Consider the following 18556-nt stretch of genomic DNA (forward strand, 5'->3'; position numbering starts at 1 on the left):
CATGCCCAATCCCCAATGCCCCTAATTCAATTCAAACCTTGCTTGAAAGAAGCGGAGATACTTCGGCTCATAAATCATTTTGAGTCCGCATAGGCGATCGCGATTATAATAAACCTCTTCAACTGCTTCAGCAGTCAAATCCATGTGAGCCTGGGTATAAACACGGCGGGGAATAGTTAAACGGACTAGTTCTAACTCTGGATAATAGTTATCGCCTGTTTCTTTATTGCGCCCTGCGGAAACGATGCCCCGTTCCATTGCCCGAATGCCTGCCTCTAGATACAGTTCTGCTGCTAGACGTTGTGCCGGAAATTGGTCTTGGGGGATTTGTGGTAAAAAGCGTTTGGCATCTAAATAAATGGCATGACCACCAATCGGCACAACAATTGGAATACCCCAATCTAAAAGCTTTTGTCCGAGGTATTCAACTTGACCAACACGGGCACGAATATGATCGTCATGAACTGACTCTTCTATACCGCGTGCCATAGCTTCCATATCCCGGCCAGCCATACCACCGTAAGTATGTAAGCCTTCATAAATTACAATGAGGTTACGTGCTTCATCGTAAAGATTATAGTCATTGAGAGCTAGCCAACCGCCGATGTTAACCAGTGCATCCTTCTTGCCACTCATAGTGCAGCCGTCGGTATAGGAGCAAAATTCGCGTAAGATGGTAGCGATCGCCTGATTGGAATAATCCTCTTCCCTCTGCTGGATAAAGTAAGCGTTTTCCACAGCGCGGGTGGCATCAAGAATAATGCGGATACCGTGGGTTTGAGCTAACTGATGTACCGCCCGCAGGTTAGCCATAGAAATCGGTTGTCCGCCAGCCATATTCACGGTTCCGGCAACGCTAATATAGGGAATACGTTCTGCTCCAACTCGCTCTATTAGGTCTGTGAGCTTTTGTAAGTCTACATTACCCTTGAATGGATGCAGTGATTGGGCATCGTGGGCTTCATCAATAATCACATCAACAAAAGTGCCGCCAGCCAATTCCTGATGCAGTCTGGTTGTGGTGAAATACATATTGCCAGGTATGTAGTCTCCTGGTTTGATCAGTATTTGAGAAAGAATGTTTTCTGCACCACGCCCTTGGTGAGTGGGTACAATATGGCGATAGCCATAATACTTTTGGATGCTTGCTTCTAAATTATAGAAATTTTTGCTACCGGCATAAGCTTCATCACCTAGCATCATCCCCGCCCACTGATAATCACTCATAGCTGAAGTACCGCTATCAGTGAGCAAATCAATGTAGACATCTTCAGAACGCAGTAGAAAAGTATTGTAACCGGCTTGTGCGATCGCTTGTTCGCGTTCAGCGCGAGTAGTGATTTTTAATGGCTCAACTACCTTAATTTTATATGGCTCTGCCCAAGAGCGACGGCGGCGCGGAGAAGTTTGCTTGGCATCGGTCATAGATTCATTCCTCCTTCATGCAGGTAAGGCAAATATTTGCATACCATTTTGGGTGCTAATAGTTGCTGTTGCCAAGACCTTCATAAGTCGTTTTAGCGCTTTTTAGGGGCACACCACTTAGCTATTGGTTCAATTCGTGCTTGTTGAATCAATTCCAAAACTTGTGATTTATTACAACTATATGTAGATGCTAATAATTTCTCACCTTGTTTTTTTGCATCGTCGGCTGATATACCAAAGGTCATAATTTCTTCGTCTTGGTTAGCTGTAATTCTCTCAACTGGAATAATACAGATATATTGCGGTTCATTATGTCTTATTTGTTGCACCATTATTTACCTACCATTTCACTATTAGTTGTATCTATTTTAAAGTCTAGATAAATCACGAATGAAAGTGAAACATAATCAGTATTTAAGTAGTTTTTGGTTAAAAAATACTAGTTTTTACACATGGTTAAGGCAACGTTAAGAATTCTCTCAAAATTGCCAAATTTCTAAGTGTAAACAGTTACGTATGGGAAAATAAAGTTAAGCATCAACAAATATCTTTTTGTAAATTTTTGTTTATTAGATCGGTAATGCGTTAAGACACACGCTTTATCATAAACATCCCTAAACGGATTAATTTAAATCTCTGTTGATTAGTCTTTGGGAATTAGCAAATAAAGGCTGATGCCCCAAAGATGAACTTTTCTTTGCTCAATACAGGCTTCATATCTTGAGTAAGTGCAAGTTTAATAAAAATTGGAGGTTATAAAATGGCAATTCGAAATAACTTAGTTAATAATTTCTGGCAAAGAGTACAAAAAGATTCAGTTAGTTGGGGTTCGTTAGCTCTTTGGATAAGTGGATTAGTTGTTCTATTAGTAATGCTTACCATGTTTTCTAACGTTTAGGTTATTCTAGTTCCTGGGCAATAGCCTGGGAACTAACATCTGGGAGACTTTCATCCCTAGAAAACTCAAATTTATGAACTGCAAACTTTTGATAACAGTCGTAATGCTAGCTACTACTAGCTTTGTTACTCCTGTCAAATCTCAAGAACCTACTACCGACACACCAGTAAAATCGAATCAAGTTTTGAATGCTTGTATCCAAAATCAAGCAGAAACTTTGCCGAATCCCTTTAGTGATGTACCAAAAGACCATTGGGCTTTTAAAGCAGTTATGACTATGCACTACTGTGGTGCGTTCCGTAAAGCTACGCCATCAGCTTTATTTAATAAATTGCAACCAACAAATAGCCAGCAGCAACCGCAGAAAGAACCGCAGTTTGAAAAATAAAATAGGGGTCTTATAACTATATTAAATAGCAGAAATGAAGCCAATGAGTGAGAAGGATTGCAGAAAGACTGTCATCCAAACAGGCCAAAAAGTCAATTTTGTAGATATTGGCAGTTCATTTTTGCCTGCCTTTGAAAAGATAACGAGTGTTCTAGTCGTACCTTTTACTAAGGATGGTTTAATTGTATGCGCTCTCCTTGACCGTGGTATTGACCTCCCTGGGGGACATGTGCAGATAGGCGAATTGACTTTTGAGGAAACTGCAAGACGAGAAGTTATGGAGGAGGTAAAAGTAACTTTAGGAGAATTAAAACTTGTGAAATTTATCCAGTCTGATTTTTACGGTAGTCAACCTGAGCAGCTTACATACCTTGTGGTTATGACTGGATTTGTTGAGGAAATAATCTCTAACAATGGCTACAACGGTCTAAGCTTATGTACACATGAAAGTATGGGAAGAAACATTATAGATATTGATGAATTTATCTCTCAATATCAAGCAGGCGATAAAAATGATATGCGTCAAATTGTGCTAGACGCAAAAAGTATGCTATTCGGCATCTAATGGTATTTTCGCTTTTTGAAACACCTGCTCAACAGTAAATTCTAGTCCCTCGAATAGGGAATCCGTGAGTAATTCGTCTCCCATATAAGTTTGTGGTGCTGCATCTGGATAAAAAACAGTAATACTTCTGGCTTTACTATCTACCACCCACACCCGTAGAATTTTAGCATCCAAATAGTTTTTGGCTTTAGCTGCCATTTGTCCAAAAGTTTGTCCGGGTGAAATAATCTCAATCACCAAGTCAGGAGAAACAGGACAAGCTTCGTTTTCATCCCAGTTACTGGGTAAACGTTCATAAGAGATGTACAAAATATCTGGTGTTGGTACCCAATCTCGCCCCCGACGAGTTAATGCAACAGACCATTCCGGGCAAACTTCTCCTTTACCTTCCCATGATTGCTCAATCAAGTTGAGAAGGACACGGGTAAGTTTTGCGTGAAAAAATTTTGGTGACATTTTAGGAATTGCTTGACCATCAACAAGTTCATAAGTTATGTCTCCTTCACCTGGTGGAAGATTTAGGAACTCTTGCAAAGTTAATTTATTTTTGGCTTTGAGTATCATGGCTCAGTAATTCGTAATTCGTAATTGAAGGACAGAATAACTAATTTTTATTCTGACTCCTGAATTCTTCAAATTGTTTACATTTCCCGCAAGACTTGCCGAATAATATCTGATGGCACTTCATCGGTAACTGTAACTACACCAATCTCTGTTGGTAAAACAAACCGCACTTTTCCTGCTTTGACTTTTTTATCTAGTTGCAACGCCTCAATAATTCCTTCAATATCCACCCCAGATGGTAACTGAGTCGGTAAACCCGTTTTTTGAATTAAAGCATTTTGACGTTCTGTATCTTCCTTTTGCCACATTCCCAATTCCACAGCAATTTGACCAGCTGCTACCATACCAATAGCCACCGCTTCACCGTGATTCACTAAACGATAACCAGTCAAGCTTTCCACTGCATGACCGATGGTATGTCCATAGTTGAGAATTGCGCGTAATCCGCCTTCTTTCTCATCTTTGCTAACAACGTCAGCTTTGGCTTGACAAGAGCGCGTTAATATGGTTTCTATTAGCTCAGGTTTTACATAGCGGAGTTGGTCAAGCCGTTTACTTGCTTCCAACTGGGCAAACAATTCAGCATCCCAAATTACACCGTACTTAATAACTTCTGCCATCCCTGCCCGAAATTCGCGCATCGGAAGAGTTTTCAACACATCTGGGTCAATCAAAACCAAGCGCGGTTGATGGAATGCCCCAATTAAATTTTTTCCGTGGGGATGATTTACGCCAGTTTTGCCACCAATTGCCGAATCTACCATCGCCAAGAGAGTTGTAGGCACTTGGACAACATTAATACCCCGCAACCAGGTTGCGGCGGCAAAGCCAGTCATATCGCCAATCACACCTCCGCCCAAAGCCACCATCGTCGCAGAACGTTCTAGGCGGTTTTCTAAGGCGACATCGTAGAGTTTTTGGATAGAATTAAGGGTTTTGTAGCGTTCACCAGGCGGTAGGGTGCAGCTAGCGACTTCAAATCCCGCAGATGTCAGGGATGTAATTGCTCTTTCCCCATAATGCTTAAAAATCGTCGGATTAGAAACTAGCAGTACTTTCTTGCCTAGCTTCAGATTGGCCATCTGTTGACCCAGTTGATCTAAACTCGAAGGTGCGATAGCAATCTCATAAGATTGCTCTGGTAAATTTACATTAATTACAGAAGTCATTGCTTAACCCCAAAGAAGCGCCCGTGGGCTGTATTCTATCGCAATCTGAGGGACTGGAGACTGGGGACTGGGGGAGCAGGGGGAGAAGAACTATTAGTTATTGCCCAATGCCCAATGCCCAATGCCCAATTCCCAATTCCCAACAACTAATGATTCAATATATTTAGGAAGTATTGTGGAGAAAAATAAATGTTTGCAATTGCAGCTTACATCGGCTTTTTAGCTTTGTTCTTTGGTTTGGCTGTCGGTCTGTTGTTCGGTCTGCGGACTGCCAAGATAATTTAACCAAGACTATTGTAGGACGGGTATCTTGCCTGCTCTCGGTCAGGGACGGGTGAGACACCCATCCCTGATTGAAGATATTTATCCTACAACAGCCGGACTTGCTAACTTCTCCTGCCTTTGGGAAGGTGGACGCATCCCCAAACCAAGCAAATTAAGCATTTCTCGGTCAGTATCGTAATCTGGACAGGGAGTTGTCACCGTCAACATTTTGTTGTCATCGCTGGAAAATATAGAATTGGCTCCCGCCATAAAGCAGAAAGCTTGTTCAACTTGAGAAAGTCTAGCCCTACCAGCACTAAGACGCACATCAGAAGCTGGCATTAAAATTCTGGCTGTGGCAATCATCCGCACAATATCCCAAATGGGGACATCAGGTTGATTTTCTAAGGGTGTGCCCGGCACTTGTGAAAGAATATTAATTGGTACTGACTCTGGATGCGGATGTAAGTTTGCCAGAGTTTGTAACATCCCAACCCGGTCATCGACAGTTTCGCCTAAACCAAGGATACCACCAGAACATACGGTAACATTGGTTTGACGGACATTCTCGATTGTATTTAAGCGATCGCTATATGTTCTCGTGGTAATAATTGTGTTGTAATATTCCTGCGAGGTATCTAAGTTATGGTTGTAGGCGTAAAGTCCCGCTTCTTCTAGTTTCCTGGCCTGATTTGCTGTCAACATACCCAGAGTGCAGCACACTTCTAAACCCATTGCGGTTACATCCTTGACCATTTCCAGGACTTCCTCAAATTGTGAGTTATCTCGGACTTCGCGCCAAGCAGCACCCATGCAGATGCGGCTAACACCGGTTTCTTTAGCTTTCTGGGCGATGTTAACAACGGTTTCCTTTTCCAGGAGTGCTTGCGCCTTCACCTCTGTTTTATAGCGCGAAGATTGGGCGCAGTAGCTACAATCTTCTGGACAACCTCCTGTTTTAATAGATATAAGCTTACAAACTTGTATTTTTGTTGGGTCATGATATTGGCGATGCACGCTAGCAGCTTGATAAATAAGCTCTAGCAATGGCATATTGTATATCGCCTGAATCTCTAATTCCTGCCAATCGTAGCGTATTCCCACCACATCACTATCCTTCTTGTAGACTGGGTTGAATCTTGAGCTGTCTTTTGGTTGAATTTCCTGCGGTACAGCGTTTGGGCAAAGCGATTTTATCGAAGTTATGCCCCGTACTGTGCTTTATCACCCATTGGCTCTCAATCCTTGCGCTCTAGATATTAGACATCAGCTTATCAAGATTTTGGTGGAATGGCAGATTACCAGCAAAAATACTTACCCTATCTGTTGTAGAGGGCATTGTATAAAGCTGTTCTGAGTAAAGAAGTGAAATTCACCTCTAACTGCTGCTGCAAAACCGTAGGTATGAGAGAATTTATAAAATTTAGAGAATGTGCTGGGAAGAGATCCCGTCGATTATGATATCAGAACTGCCACTAATTACTAGCGATCGCCTATTATTACGAGCGGCGATTCATGAAGATATACCTCAAATTCTTAAATACTTCATTTATAACAAACCTTATCTCACCCCATTCTACCCTCTATGGGCTGATGGTTTTTTCACTGAAGAATATTGGCAATATCAGATAGAGAATAGTTTTCTCGAATTTATTAATGGGCAATCATTAAAGCTATTTATTTTTACAAAAAGAAATCCTACTGTAGTTATTGGAACCGTAAATTTTAGCAATTTTGTAAGAGGAGCCGCTCATTTCTGCTACGTGGGATATAGCCTTGCTGAAAGTAAACAAGGTAAAGGATATATGACAGAAGGGCTAAAAGCTGCAACTCAATATCTCTTTCAAGAGTTAAATTTTCACCGAGTTATGGCTAATTATATGCCTCATAATCGGCGCAGTGGCAGTGTTTTAAGAAGGCTCGGATTTGTCATTGAAGGATATGCTAGAGACTATTTGTTAATTAATGGACAATGGGAAGATCATATTATGACAAGTCTTACAAATACTAATTGGCAAGTACCAAAATTTTAAACAGCTATTTTCTAGTAGTGTAGAGATACCGAGCTTATTAAATAAGTTCAATATACGTGTGCTATATTTATACACAACCAATTAACAATATTGAGATATTAACTTGCAATATCTATAAATTCATAATAAATCCATAATAAATACACAACAACTCCACAAGCAAATGCAAGAGTAATATTTATTCACCATCTGGTTAATGAGCCAATGGACGAATTTGTTTTAGATTATTGAGGAGTTTTTCAAAATGTCTATTAATTCTATAAAGCGCTTATCTGTATTTTCTACTATCTTCGCTTTTACTACCATATTGCACGGAGTGGTTTTGGCAGCAGCAGTTCCAACTTCCCCCACTACACCAGGTTTAACAACTCAGAATAGTCCTACAGCACACCAAAAACTTAATATTACAAAGCAACAGCGTTTACAAATCCAGCTTGCTCGCCAGCAAAGAGATAAGAATATTGAAACTCTATTAAACCCGTCTCAAGCCACTAAATTTAAGGCAGCACTACAATCCCGTCAGAGAATTAGAATAGTGTTAAAATCTTTGGATCTGAATCAAGATCAACAAAAACAGGTTCAATCAATTTTGCAAACTTATAACCAACAAGTAAAACAAATTCTATCTTCACAGGCATCACAACCAACATCAAACTCAGTAGGAATTACTTCACCAACATCAAATCCAATAGAAACTACTCAACCAGTATCGCAACCAATTAAAAAGTAAAAAACTCAGTTTGATTTAACGAAGGTTAAGTTTCCGAAGACTGGCGGATTTGATGCAAACTTCGGTTAAGCCAGTCTTCATACCAATCATAAAAAATTAAAGGCTGCCCCTGGTCGCTATTTGGATGAGAATCATCAGGGTCGGTATCATGGAAAAAACTACAAAAATCCAAAGAAGCAGGATATATTCCATTATCATTAGTACGGTCATCTATCCAGATTTTTCCTGACTGCTCCCCGGTAATGACTAATATTGCATCAATTCCACAACCATAAGTTGTAATGGTGAGAGTACCCTGGATAAACTTATTGTCAAAGTAAGCATCATTTCTATTGTTGATAATCAAATCTAAATCATTCCACGCTTCTGTTAAAGGAAATGGTTTAGAGAGAATTTCGTACTTCTCTTGGTATAGTTTTTCTGCGATGATATCTTCATATTCAATTCCTGATAGTCCAGATAAGCCGTATCCTGGCCCCGCACCACCATTGCCAATTTCTAAGAGAAAGTTTTTATATTCACTTGGTAAACTAATATTGTATCTAGATTCAAACACTTGAATATCTTTGTTACTCAAGCAAGGTTTTAATTGATATTGGTGTGATTCTGAACCAAAAACCTCAAATGTAGCGTCTAAAATAGCTAATTGAGTTAATTTTTTCTTTAATTGCAAAACTTTATTCATTATGCGCTCTAGATTTTGATGGTGGCGCTGCCATATTTTAGATATGGTAGCTTTTTGTGTCTATGCTGATGTTGAAGCCAGAGGTAGTATTAAGGGAAGAATGAATTAAGCTTTGCTCGTAATGACTCTGGCTGAAACTCCAAACTACAAAAATTCTAGCAATCCTCTTCTCTCCCTCAACTACGAAAGCGCCTTAGAATCTCTAGGTGATGACTACTATGATGAGGTGGCAGCAGCAGAATTTCCCCAACACCTCTTGCGTTGGCGTAACGATGCACTACTACCTCGTTTGGGTTTAGACCCTCAAGTAGTTAAAGACGAAGATTTCATCACAGCTTTTGGCCAGTTTCAGGGGCGCAAACCCTTGTTAGCACTACGTTACCACGGCTATCAATTTGGTGAATATAACGGACAGTTGGGAGATGGTAGAGGCTTTCTCTACGGGCAAGTCCGCGCCATTGATGGCGAATTATACGATTTTGGAACTAAAGGCTCTGGAAGAACGCCCTACTCCCGTGGTGGCGATGGTATGCTCACGCTCAAAGGTGGGGTGCGGGAAGTTCTTGCTGCGGAAGCACTGCACCATCTAGGTGTACGTACCTCGCGCTGTCTGAGCATGATTGAAACAGGTTTACCCCTCTGGCGGGGTGATGAACCTTCGCCTACCCGTTCATCTGTGATGATTAGAATGAGCAGTTCTCATATTCGGTTTGGCACTTTTGAGCGACTGCACTATTTTCAGCGTCCAGATTTAACTAAGAAGTTGTTAGACCACGTAATTGAGCAGTATTATCGACACTTAAGTACTGAACAAGATCAATATGTCTTGTTTTACGCCGAATTAGTTGAACGGGTTGCAAAACTAGTAGCGCAGTGGATGGCGGCTGGCTTTTGTCATGCAGTCCTGAATACTGACAATATGTCGATTACTGGAGAGAGTTTTGACTATGGGCCTTACGCCTTTATTTCGACTTATAACCCATCCTTTATCGCTGCATATTTTGACTATTATGGACGCTACTGTTACGGTAATCAACCAAGTATTTGTCAACTGAATTTACAAATGCTCCAAGAACCTTTAAAGGCAATTATTGATAAAGGCGAAATGGAAGCTGCATTAGAAAGGTTTGATGAATATTATCAAGCTGAATACAGTTCTTTGATGTTGAAAAAGTTAGGTTTTGTGGAGTTGCCACATCCACAAGCTACGGAACTGTTGAATCTCACGGTTGAATTCTTGAAAGATAGCCAAGTTGGTTATCACCAGTTTTTTTATGAGATGGCTCGGACTTTTTCATCAAAATGGCGAGATGAGCCAGGTTTTGTAATGAACAATTCAGATATTGTGCCAGTACCGGGTGCGTTGGGAATTTTTGATGATTGGTGCATACTATACCATAAAATCTTGAATGATTTTGATAGCGATCGCACCGATGTAATTGCCCAAACACTAGCTGTTCATAATCCGAAAACGACACTATTAAGACCTGTGATTGAGTCTACTTGGGAAGCAATTGCTCAAGAGGATAATTGGCAACCTTTTTATGAGTTAATCCAGGCGATTCAGTTTAGAAAATAGTAAAATCACACCTATTTTCTTTTTAATCTGGATAGCTTATTGAGATTATATCTGGTGTAATTTACACCACGAGTAATCTAATAAGAGACGTTGCATTGCAACGTCTCTACAAAAACTTTTAACTAAATTGTATAGACATAGCAGTCCAAATTGAATTGCGAGAAAATACGTAGGTCGGTTATCAAATATAAAAGTAAAATTTTATTCAGCCTTGGTGATTATAAATCACGGTTACACAGACTAAATTCCAAAGTTCTGAGGCTCTAAAACCAACCTCAGAATTATTTTTGCCTGCGTGGGTGATTTTTTCACTCCATGTACGTGGACGATAGTTTATGTAGCAGCAAATTTTATTCACTTATTGATTCCAAATTTCTCTATCGCATCTCATAAAATCTTAAAAAAATGAATCAGATATACATATCTTATGCATGGAAAGATAACAAGAGTGAATTAGGTAGTCAACGCGAAGAATTAGTAGATAAAATTTGCACTGCACTTGTTTCTGAACGTTACAACTTAATTCGCGATCGCAACTATTTAACGCTAGGTATAGCGGTTATCAGTCTTGTGAGGTACAGTAGCAGCAGTGAGTAAACCAACCCAGCAAATTCTCTATTGTCACTTCTGCGAATGCCGTATCTAATGCCTGGAGTAAATCAGGGTATGTCCTTGCACCGATGCGACGGAGAATGTTCTTAATCTTGGACCAACAATTCTCAATCGGTGAAAAATCGGGAGAATAGGGGGGGAGATAAATGAGATGAGCGCCAGCAGCGATGAGCAAAGCTTCAAGTTCATCACTTTTATGGATTGAGCAGTTATCCATGATCACCACTGCACCAGGCCAAAGTTTGGGTACGAGCTTTTGGGCGATGAAGGCATCAAAAGTCAAAGCATCGATAGAACCTAAGCCACTCCATTGGGTGAGCAGTCCTTTCAAGCTAATTGCACCAATTACCGAGACATTTTTCCCTTTGCGGTTGGGCTTTTGAGCATAGCCTGAAGGCCAGGCAAGGCGCGGGCACATTTGCGGATGAAGGACAGATTAACTCCCGATTCATCTAAGAAAATCAGCTCTTCGACGGGTATCCCCCTCAAGAGTTTCCAGTACTCAAATCGGGCTAGTTGGACTTCATCACTACCTTTTTTTGTGAGGTGGAGACTTTTTTTTTGAGGTTGAGGTGAAGTTTCCAGCGAACCATCCGATTCACCGTAGCTACCCCAATTAAGACCTCTGTTTTCTCGTAAAGTCGTTCCCGCAATTCGCTTAACGTCGCATCGGGCTGTGCTATGACGAGTTGGCGCAGGATTTCTAACTGTTCAGCATTCAACTTTGTTGCTGTCTGCTCAGTCCGCACCTTGGGGCCTATCATCCCCAATTCTCGATGGCGTTTGAGTAAATTTTGCACAAAACTTAAGGTGACACCAAAGTTTTTAGCCAGTTTTCGTTGGGAAATGTCACCGCAGGCATAAGCATCAACTATTTTTTGACGCAAGTCGAGAGAGTAGGCTTTCATCACCACCAATTATCAGTAGAATTGCTCTCTCCTACTGTACTGAAGTAGACTGATAACCGCTATAAGAGTATACACGACTTCATGCAGGAAATCGGGCGCGGAAACTATGTAATTGTCGTTGTCAGCGACAAATATTTGCGCTCGGAATACTGTATGTTTGAAGCTGTTGAAATCATGAAACGCAAGGATTATGAACAAAAAGTTTTTCCTGTGGTTTTACAGGATGCTAATGTTTATACCAAAGAAGGTAAGAGCGAGTACATAAAATATTGGAAGCAACAGAAAGAAAAAATCAAAGAACTCATCGGTTCAGAACGAACTTCTCATGAATATTCAGCAATGCATGATGTTGCTGATAAAATTATGGAAATTTCGCAAAAAATTGATGAATTCATGTTTTTCATCTCAGATAAATTAAGCATTGATCCATCTCATAACTTTAATGTATTTATTAATCAGCTTACTGACGCTATTAAAAATGATGCTGTTAAACTTAGAAGTAAAAAGAGCATTTTAGTTGCAGGTACAGGAAACTTTCATATTCCTAATGAAGTCAATTGGTGCGCTCAAAAGCTTGGGGCGAAAATAGCAGAATATAACTATAACCTGATTACTGGTGGATGGCAGGGAGTAGATTATGTTGTAGCTGATAAGTTTGCTGAAAAAATCACGCAACAAAATATCCGCCTAACCGATAAGTTAACTCACGTTGTTCCACGAGAAAAACAACCTGTCTTTAAGGGTGGAAAAGTCGAATACACTGAGTCAGGTATTAATGAGTGGCTCGATTGTTTGCGACATTCAGATTTGGTGATTCTTGTGGGAGGCGTTGGCGGAACGTATGAAACTTATCTGTATGCTAAACAAGAAAAAATTCCGGTGATTCCTATTGTATGCACTAATGGAGATGCCAAAAAAGTGTTCGACGAAATGCTGGCAAATTGGGATAGTAAATTAATGGGAAATATCTCACCGGAAAAATTTAAGTCACTGAATCAATATATCAATGACCCTTCAACAGCAGAAGATGTAGTCAATGATGTTATGGATATCGTTAACGAAATTATTTTTGCAAAAACCATGCTAAATACTCAGGATAAGCTCATCTAATTTGGTATAAAGTTAACTTGAAAAATCAAAGAAGAGGGATATCTACTTTGATTATAAAAACTAAACAGTTTAGTTTGCTCCTGTGTATCACCTATGCTATATCTGCCCCGATTTGCTGGTTATAAGCTTTTTTAAAGGCTGCTATCCCTTCTTAGCAAGTTATGTCAAACCCGGCTTGCATCCCACTCATAACAAAACTTTTTGTCAATTATGTTCCCGGACGAGAGCGAATATGATCGGGTATATGATGACGATCACCTAATATTTCTAACAAAGGGCCATTAACGTCAAATTTAACCATACTTACCGACGCGACCAAAATATTCACCCGATAGCGATAGCGTCCCAAATCAATTCCCAGTAAACTGCAAAGCATAATCCGAATCGTGGCTTTATGGGAAACTACTAAAACATTACCTTGGTGATGTTTTTCTTGAATTTCAGCAATTACAGGCATAGAACGGTTAGCAATATCTACCGCAGTTTCTCCACCTAGTGGTGCATTCCAAGCGGGTTCTGTCAACCATTTTACATAGTTTTCTGCGTAATTCTCTTGAGCAAACGATTTACTCTTCCTTTCCCATTCGCCGTAACTACCTTCTCTAAGTCCGTCACGCAACTGCATATCCATACCGATAGCATCACAAAATGGCTTGGCAGTTGCAATTGTGCGCTTCATCGGGCTAACATAAACCGCTTCCCACTTCAATTTTTGATAAACATCGGCGAAACCGGATGCCATCTGCATCCCCTCTGTTGTCAACTCCGCATCAGTTTCACCGCAGAAATTACCACTTTGACTAAAAGTAGTCTCTCCATGTCGCAGTAAATATAAATTGAGTGTCATAGCTTATATCGCGATTGGGATAAAGGAGTTGGTGCAAAAACAAAGTACCATCAATCTCGGAATCGATTATGTGACACCAGGACAAAGTAATCAACCAAAAAAGTCAATCCAACACAAACTTTTGAAAAGTTCTACTTTTCTCTAACCCTCTGTGTCTTCTGTACTGCTAACTAAATTGCTGGGCATAAAACCGCGCGTAGCGATGCTCTAGGGCTAATAATTCTTCATGGGTTCCTGATTCGACAATTTGTCCCTGTTCGAGAACTAAAATACGATCGCACCGTCTCACGGTTGATAAACGGTGAGCAATAATAAATACTGTGCGTTTTTGCATCAGTCTTTCCAGCGCTTCCTGTACTAGTGCTTCTGATTCAGAGTCTAATGCTGATGTCGCCTCATCAAGAATCAAGATTTGGGGATTGAGGAGAACCGCACGAGCGATCGCAATTCTTTGTCTTTGTCCTCCTGATAAGTTTACCCCACGTTCACCCACCCAAGTCTGATAAACCTCTGGCAGTTGGCTAATAAATTCATGGGCATTAGCAATTTTCGCCGCCTCTTTCACTGCTTTTATATCAAAAACATCTTGTCCAAAAGCGATATTTTGAGCAATCGTCCCCGAAAACATGATGGTTTCTTGAGGAACAATCCCAATTTGTCGCCGCAGACTATGCAGCTTCACATCCCGAATATCAACATCGTCAATGAAGATTTGCCCCACTTCAGGGTCATAAAAACGGGGGAGGAGATTCACAAATGTGGTTTTACCTGCACCAGAAGCACCCACAAGAGCGATCGCTTCACCTGGCGATACCAATAAACTGATATCTTTTAATACGGGTTCACCAGGCTTATAGGCAAAGGAAATATGACGATATTCTATTTTGCCCTTAACTGGGGGGAGAGCGATCGCATTGAACTTTTCAATCACCGTTGGCTGAATTGCCATCAATTCAAAAACGCGGTCAACGGATGCCTCACCCTGCTTAAATTCGTTGTAGTTGTTAGTAGTGTGACCAATGGGATCAATTAACAGCGCCGCCGCCGCCAGATAGCTGAAAAAATTCGCCACTGTCAAGTTATTTTGGGAAATTTGCCACGCTCCCACAATTAGTAACGATAACGCACTTAAAGCTTCCAGAAATCCCACTATGGGAATCTGAATCGCTTTGAGGCGTTCGGCTGAGTATTTGGCTTTGAGACTGCGTTCTGCTTCATGACCAAAGCGGGCAATTTCGTAATTTTCAGCAGCAAAAGCCTGTACCAAACGAATACCGTTGAAAACTTCCGCGAGAATGGCTGATAAACCCGACACGCGATTTTGACTTTTTAAGGAATACTTGCGTAAACGTTCACCAAACCAGCCGACTAAAATACCCATCAGTGGTGCAACTATGACTGTTGCTAATGTCAGTTGCCAATTCAGGTAAATCATGTAAATCGGAATTGCCACCAACTGCAAAATACAGGGGATAAAGTCGTGAAATCCTTTATTTACCACTTCGCCAACCCGGTCAACATCTTCTGTGAGGCGGTAAGATAAGTCACCTGCTTTTGCGGTTTCAAAATAGCTGAGATTTAGCTTTTGCAGATGGGCGTAGACTTGCTGGCGGAGATGAAAAGCAACTCTTAAAGAAGCTTTCGCCATGTACATATCTTGTATAGACTGAAACAAGCCTCTGACAAGAAAGACTAAAGCACAGCTGCCAGTTATTTGAGCGATCGCTACTACATTACCCTGTGCAAAGGGAATTGCCAATTTACCGGCAAGATTTATCAACAATAATGTCGCCAGCACGTATCCCAAGATCCCAATAAGTCCCTTGGTGATGGTTTTCCACTGGAGTCGGATATAAGGCAGCAGTTGCCAGTAATTAGAACGGGTTTTCAAGCTCGAAAGTCCACAACGATATTTATCCTTTGTTTGACGCTATCAGTTTTTGGGGAGTTTCTGAACAGTTCACTAATTAGTTACAAACTGTTTTAGCGACTATGGCCAGTCATTAATGTCTGTTTACAACATGGTTGGGTCAATTTATCAAAAGTTGTTTTGGGGTTAGAAAAGAATTTGTAACCACGTTTTAGGTCACTAGCACTTTGAAATATTTGTGATACAGGCTCACCATATTTTACTTTTAAAACCTCCGCAATTAAAACTGCTCTGTTGGTCAGACGTTTGTCACCAAAATCACAATTGCGGTACGGATTCGCTTCTAAATCCTGTATTGTTTTTACCTGACCTATTTTCAGCAAATACAACGCTTGAATCCATTCGCGACTTGATACTATTTTTTGTTTTCTCAGCAGCTCCTGTAATTCCTCTGCTGACTCCAGCCATCTTTGCTCGTTAATATTTATTCCTTCTTTATCTGTATCACAGTTTTAGTGAATTGGTATTAATCCTTTTTTGATGGGGGAGAGTGAACAACTACCTTACACTTCCTTGATGCACTACCAAATTTAGCTCTAATCCTTCTCCTTAATTATTCGTTACATACTTATAAATTTTCTCCACGACTTACTTATGTCTAAATATTTAAATATCTAAACTTGAATTTTCAATTTTATTTAGGCAAAATAAATTCATCTGGCAGCCATTACAAATTAGTTATCAATAAATTTTGATGACTACATAGAAGATATGTCTAAATCGTTACAGGAGGTATGATGAGTATTTTTTTAATGTCAAAATCAACTTTTCTTAGCTTGTTTAATAATTCATTTTCGCCGAATCAAAATAAATGTAAACTAATAAAATATAAAAATAAATATTTATTGAGCATATTGTTAACTACTTTAACAGTACTCAGCTTAGATACTATTTTTAATTTTCAGGCATTAGGTAGTAGCGGGAGAAATTTTCTTTGGGAAAAAGTTCAGAAATGTGTAGCAAACCAGCAAGGCAATCCTCCTAAACCAGACCCATGTTTATATGTAGATATTAACAATAGATATGTTGTGGCAAATGGGAGTCATTCAGTTGAATATTTATTACTCCCAACTGATAAAATCACAGGTATAGAAAACCCTAGTGTATCCACGCAAAACAAACCATATTATTGGCAATATGCATGGGAAGCTGCTAAAACTTACATACCACAAATAAAACCTAAGATAAAAAACCCAGCTCAATATGGATTGGCTATTAATTCCAAACAAGCGCGTGGTCAAGATCAATTACACATTCATATTTCTTGCATTAATAAAAAAGTGAGTAAAGAACTTGAGCAAAATGATAATAATATTCCTAGTGGAAGTTTTAAAAGTTTTATTTTAACTTTAAATAATAATAAATATAATATAATGAAGTTAACTAATAATTCCCTTGAAGCGAGTAATAATCCTTTCTATCTGGTAAAGAAATCCTTGCATTCATCACAAAATATGGCTGATCAAAGTATTGCTGTAGCGGGAAGAAGCAAGGGAGGATTTTATATTGTGAACACAGAAAGTAGTGGTGGTTATCAAGCAGCTGCTGAGAAGTTACTTGATGAAGATTGTAGCACTCAATAATCAAATGAGATTAAAATACCTTTTTTCTGGTTTTACCTGCTGAATGTGGAATTAAACCTTTATCCAGACTAAAAATTAGCCCTCTCCTTATTTATAAGGAAAGAGCTAAACTAATCTTCAAATTTAATTACGAATTACGAATTACTTAATATCCGCCTTCTTCTTCGTATTCTGGCTTCCTTTCCTTGACTTTTTTCGGAATATTCACAGGCTTCGGCTCATCTTCCCAAGCATCGCCGTCTACATCGTCATAATCATCGTATTCATCAACATAAGGCTTGCTGTAAGGCTTGGCTTCATATTTTAGCGGCTGCGGTTGTTGATACCTGTCGCTACCTGTTGCTTCACTCCAGTTATCTTCTTCCTCGTCTTCTTCGTATTGAATAGACTCATATTGCCGCGCCTTCATTACCTGACGTTGTGGCCTTTCTTCTTCCACATAGTCTTCTGTCCATTCCTCTTCGCGCGCTACGGGTTCGGGCGCGCGAACTCTCTGTTTAGGTGGCTGTAACGGCACACCACTAGGGAGTTGATTACCTGGTGCAACTTGGCGTGGTGGAGTATAGCCGTATTCTTCTTCTGCATCCCTCTCCCAAGGTGCTTTGCCGATACCCAAACGCTCTAGTAAACCAGTTGTCAACTGATTCACCCGTTCTTCGGCTCCTTCAAACACAATCAACCGATTGGGGCCGGTGCTGACAATTTCATCCACTGAGAACTCGTAAGTACTCAAAAATTGGTCGGGAATTTGGGGCAATCCTAAAGAAGCGATGACTATGGAGTTAAGTTTCCCGGTTTCGCCGTTGAACTTGAAGCCCCGAACTTTGCCTAGTACTTCGCCTGTTTCTGTAATTACTTCCCAGTTAATCAGATTGCTGAGAGATTCAACTTCGATATCTTCAATTACATCTTCATTATCAACCAGGATGACATCACCGATCTGGCTGATGTTGTTGAGGTACATATAGCGCGGTATGCCCGAAATGGAGATCAGGCTGTCTCGCAAACCAAGAGCCACAACCTCTCGTTGATCAATATCAACCCAGACTTGACTGATGATGCCTAGCCGCTTGCCGTTGTCGCGGGTAATCACCTGAGTGTTTAATATATCGGAACGTCTAATTATCTGTTCGGAGGTCATTCTATACCGAGTCCTGATCTCGAATCCGGTTTAACGCAACGTGCGACTGGTTCTTGAAACCCCTCTCCAAACCTCTCCCCCAGACGGAGAGAGGCTTTGATTTTTGCTCATCAACCCTTTTAGGG

General features: G+C 40.3%; 21 protein-coding genes. 9 read left to right on the forward strand and 12 right to left on the reverse strand.

Translation table 11 applies throughout. From position 1 onward, the window contains the following. Positions 1-21: 21 nt before the first annotated feature. Complete coding sequence (locus tag FBB35_RS00115; protein ID WP_174707983.1) at positions 22-1425, reverse strand: tyrosine phenol-lyase; 1404 nt, start codon at positions 1423-1425, stop codon at positions 22-24. Positions 1426-1517: 92 nt separating this feature from the next. Continuing rightward, the gene (locus tag FBB35_RS00120) at positions 1518-1757 is read right to left on the reverse strand and encodes a hypothetical protein (RefSeq protein WP_174707984.1); all 240 of its coding nucleotides are present in this window, start codon (positions 1755-1757) and stop codon (positions 1518-1520) included. 639 nt (positions 1758-2396) lie between these two features. On the opposite strand from FBB35_RS00120, the gene FBB35_RS00125 reads away from it, so the two are divergent. Beyond that, a complete protein-coding gene (locus tag FBB35_RS00125; protein ID WP_174707985.1) occupies positions 2397-2711 on the forward strand; it encodes an S-layer protein in 315 nt (104 codons plus the stop codon). 34 nt (positions 2712-2745) lie between these two features. Next, positions 2746-3276 carry an NUDIX hydrolase gene (locus FBB35_RS00130; RefSeq protein WP_254625772.1) on the forward strand — a complete coding sequence of 177 codons (531 nt, stop codon included), beginning with the start codon at positions 2746-2748 and terminating at the stop codon, positions 3274-3276. Here the strand turns inward: FBB35_RS00130 and FBB35_RS00135 are convergent. Both FBB35_RS00135 and aroB read right to left on the reverse strand, forming a co-directional pair. Beyond that, positions 3262-3840 (reverse strand): Uma2 family endonuclease, encoded by a 579-nt coding sequence (locus FBB35_RS00135; RefSeq protein ID WP_174707986.1) that lies wholly within the window; start codon positions 3838-3840, stop codon positions 3262-3264. The two genes, FBB35_RS00130 and FBB35_RS00135, sit on opposite strands and share 15 nt — an antisense overlap. Before the next feature lie 77 nt (positions 3841-3917). Continuing rightward, positions 3918-5009 (reverse strand): 3-dehydroquinate synthase, encoded by a 1092-nt coding sequence (gene aroB / locus FBB35_RS00140; RefSeq protein ID WP_174707987.1) that lies wholly within the window; start codon positions 5007-5009, stop codon positions 3918-3920. A gap of 189 nt (positions 5010-5198) precedes the next feature. Between aroB and petL the strand changes: the two genes are divergently transcribed. Further along, positions 5199-5294, forward strand: a complete 96-nt coding sequence (gene petL / locus FBB35_RS00145; RefSeq protein WP_109007553.1) for a cytochrome b6-f complex subunit PetL — start codon at positions 5199-5201, stop codon at positions 5292-5294. A gap of 78 nt (positions 5295-5372) precedes the next feature. Here petL and bioB read toward each other — a convergent pair whose 3' ends face one another. After that, positions 5373-6380, reverse strand: coding sequence for a biotin synthase BioB (gene bioB, locus FBB35_RS00150; RefSeq protein WP_174707988.1), 1008 nt, complete (start codon positions 6378-6380; stop codon positions 5373-5375). 350 nt (positions 6381-6730) lie between these two features. On the opposite strand from bioB, the gene FBB35_RS00155 reads away from it, so the two are divergent. Next, on the forward strand, positions 6731-7306 hold the full coding sequence (locus FBB35_RS00155; protein ID WP_174707989.1) for a GNAT family N-acetyltransferase: 576 nt from the start codon (positions 6731-6733) through the stop codon (positions 7304-7306). 244 nt (positions 7307-7550) lie between these two features. Beyond that, complete coding sequence (locus FBB35_RS00160) at positions 7551-8036, forward strand: hypothetical protein (RefSeq protein WP_174707990.1); 486 nt, start codon at positions 7551-7553, stop codon at positions 8034-8036. Positions 8037-8061: 25 nt separating this feature from the next. Here FBB35_RS00160 and FBB35_RS00165 read toward each other — a convergent pair whose 3' ends face one another. Beyond that, positions 8062-8721 carry an SMI1/KNR4 family protein gene (locus FBB35_RS00165; protein ID WP_174707991.1) on the reverse strand — a complete coding sequence of 220 codons (660 nt, stop codon included), beginning with the start codon at positions 8719-8721 and terminating at the stop codon, positions 8062-8064. Between the two features lie 121 nt (positions 8722-8842). Between FBB35_RS00165 and FBB35_RS00170 the strand changes: the two genes are divergently transcribed. Beyond that, positions 8843-10300: a YdiU family protein gene (locus FBB35_RS00170; protein ID WP_174707992.1), complete on the forward strand. Its 1458-nt coding sequence runs from the start codon at positions 8843-8845 to the stop codon at positions 10298-10300. Between the two features lie 405 nt (positions 10301-10705). After that, positions 10706-10897: a hypothetical protein gene (locus tag FBB35_RS00175; protein ID WP_174707993.1), complete on the forward strand. Its 192-nt coding sequence runs from the start codon at positions 10706-10708 to the stop codon at positions 10895-10897. On the opposite strand, the gene FBB35_RS34050 is transcribed toward FBB35_RS00175, so the two are convergent. Together FBB35_RS34050 and FBB35_RS34055 are read right to left on the reverse strand one after the other, a co-directional pair. After that, positions 10863-11330 carry a transposase gene (locus tag FBB35_RS34050; RefSeq protein WP_254625646.1) on the reverse strand — a complete coding sequence of 156 codons (468 nt, stop codon included), beginning with the start codon at positions 11328-11330 and terminating at the stop codon, positions 10863-10865. The genes FBB35_RS00175 and FBB35_RS34050 overlap by 35 nt on opposite strands. A 94-nt stretch (positions 11331-11424) precedes the next feature. Beyond that, positions 11425-11820, reverse strand: coding sequence for a transposase (locus tag FBB35_RS34055; RefSeq protein WP_254625668.1), 396 nt, complete (start codon positions 11818-11820; stop codon positions 11425-11427). A gap of 81 nt (positions 11821-11901) precedes the next feature. Here FBB35_RS34055 and FBB35_RS00185 point away from each other — a divergent pair, with 81 nt between their 5' ends. Then, complete coding sequence (locus FBB35_RS00185) at positions 11902-12930, forward strand: toll/interleukin-1 receptor domain-containing protein (RefSeq protein ID WP_254625773.1); 1029 nt, start codon at positions 11902-11904, stop codon at positions 12928-12930. Positions 12931-13138: 208 nt separating this feature from the next. Here FBB35_RS00185 and FBB35_RS00190 read toward each other — a convergent pair whose 3' ends face one another. From FBB35_RS00190 to FBB35_RS00200, 3 genes are all read right to left on the reverse strand, one after another. Then, a complete protein-coding gene (locus tag FBB35_RS00190; protein ID WP_163926612.1) occupies positions 13139-13777 on the reverse strand; it encodes a histidine phosphatase family protein in 639 nt (212 codons plus the stop codon). Between the two features lie 166 nt (positions 13778-13943). Then, positions 13944-15668, reverse strand: a complete 1725-nt coding sequence (locus FBB35_RS00195) for an ABC transporter ATP-binding protein (protein WP_174707994.1) — start codon at positions 15666-15668, stop codon at positions 13944-13946. A 92-nt stretch (positions 15669-15760) separates the two neighbouring features. Continuing rightward, positions 15761-16030 carry a transposase DNA-binding-containing protein gene (locus FBB35_RS00200; RefSeq protein WP_174707995.1) on the reverse strand — a complete coding sequence of 90 codons (270 nt, stop codon included), beginning with the start codon at positions 16028-16030 and terminating at the stop codon, positions 15761-15763. A gap of 411 nt (positions 16031-16441) precedes the next feature. On the opposite strand from FBB35_RS00200, the gene FBB35_RS00205 reads away from it, so the two are divergent. Beyond that, a complete protein-coding gene (locus tag FBB35_RS00205; RefSeq protein ID WP_174707996.1) occupies positions 16442-17290 on the forward strand; it encodes a CDP-diacylglycerol diphosphatase in 849 nt (282 codons plus the stop codon). A 145-nt stretch (positions 17291-17435) separates the two neighbouring features. Here FBB35_RS00205 and FBB35_RS00210 read toward each other — a convergent pair whose 3' ends face one another. Further along, on the reverse strand, positions 17436-18431 hold the full coding sequence (locus FBB35_RS00210; RefSeq protein WP_174707997.1) for a PRC-barrel domain-containing protein: 996 nt from the start codon (positions 18429-18431) through the stop codon (positions 17436-17438). Between the last annotated feature and the right edge of the window lie 125 nt (positions 18432-18556).

Source organism: Nostoc sp. TCL240-02, assembly GCF_013343235.1.
GTDB lineage: Bacteria > Cyanobacteriota > Cyanobacteriia > Cyanobacteriales > Nostocaceae > Nostoc.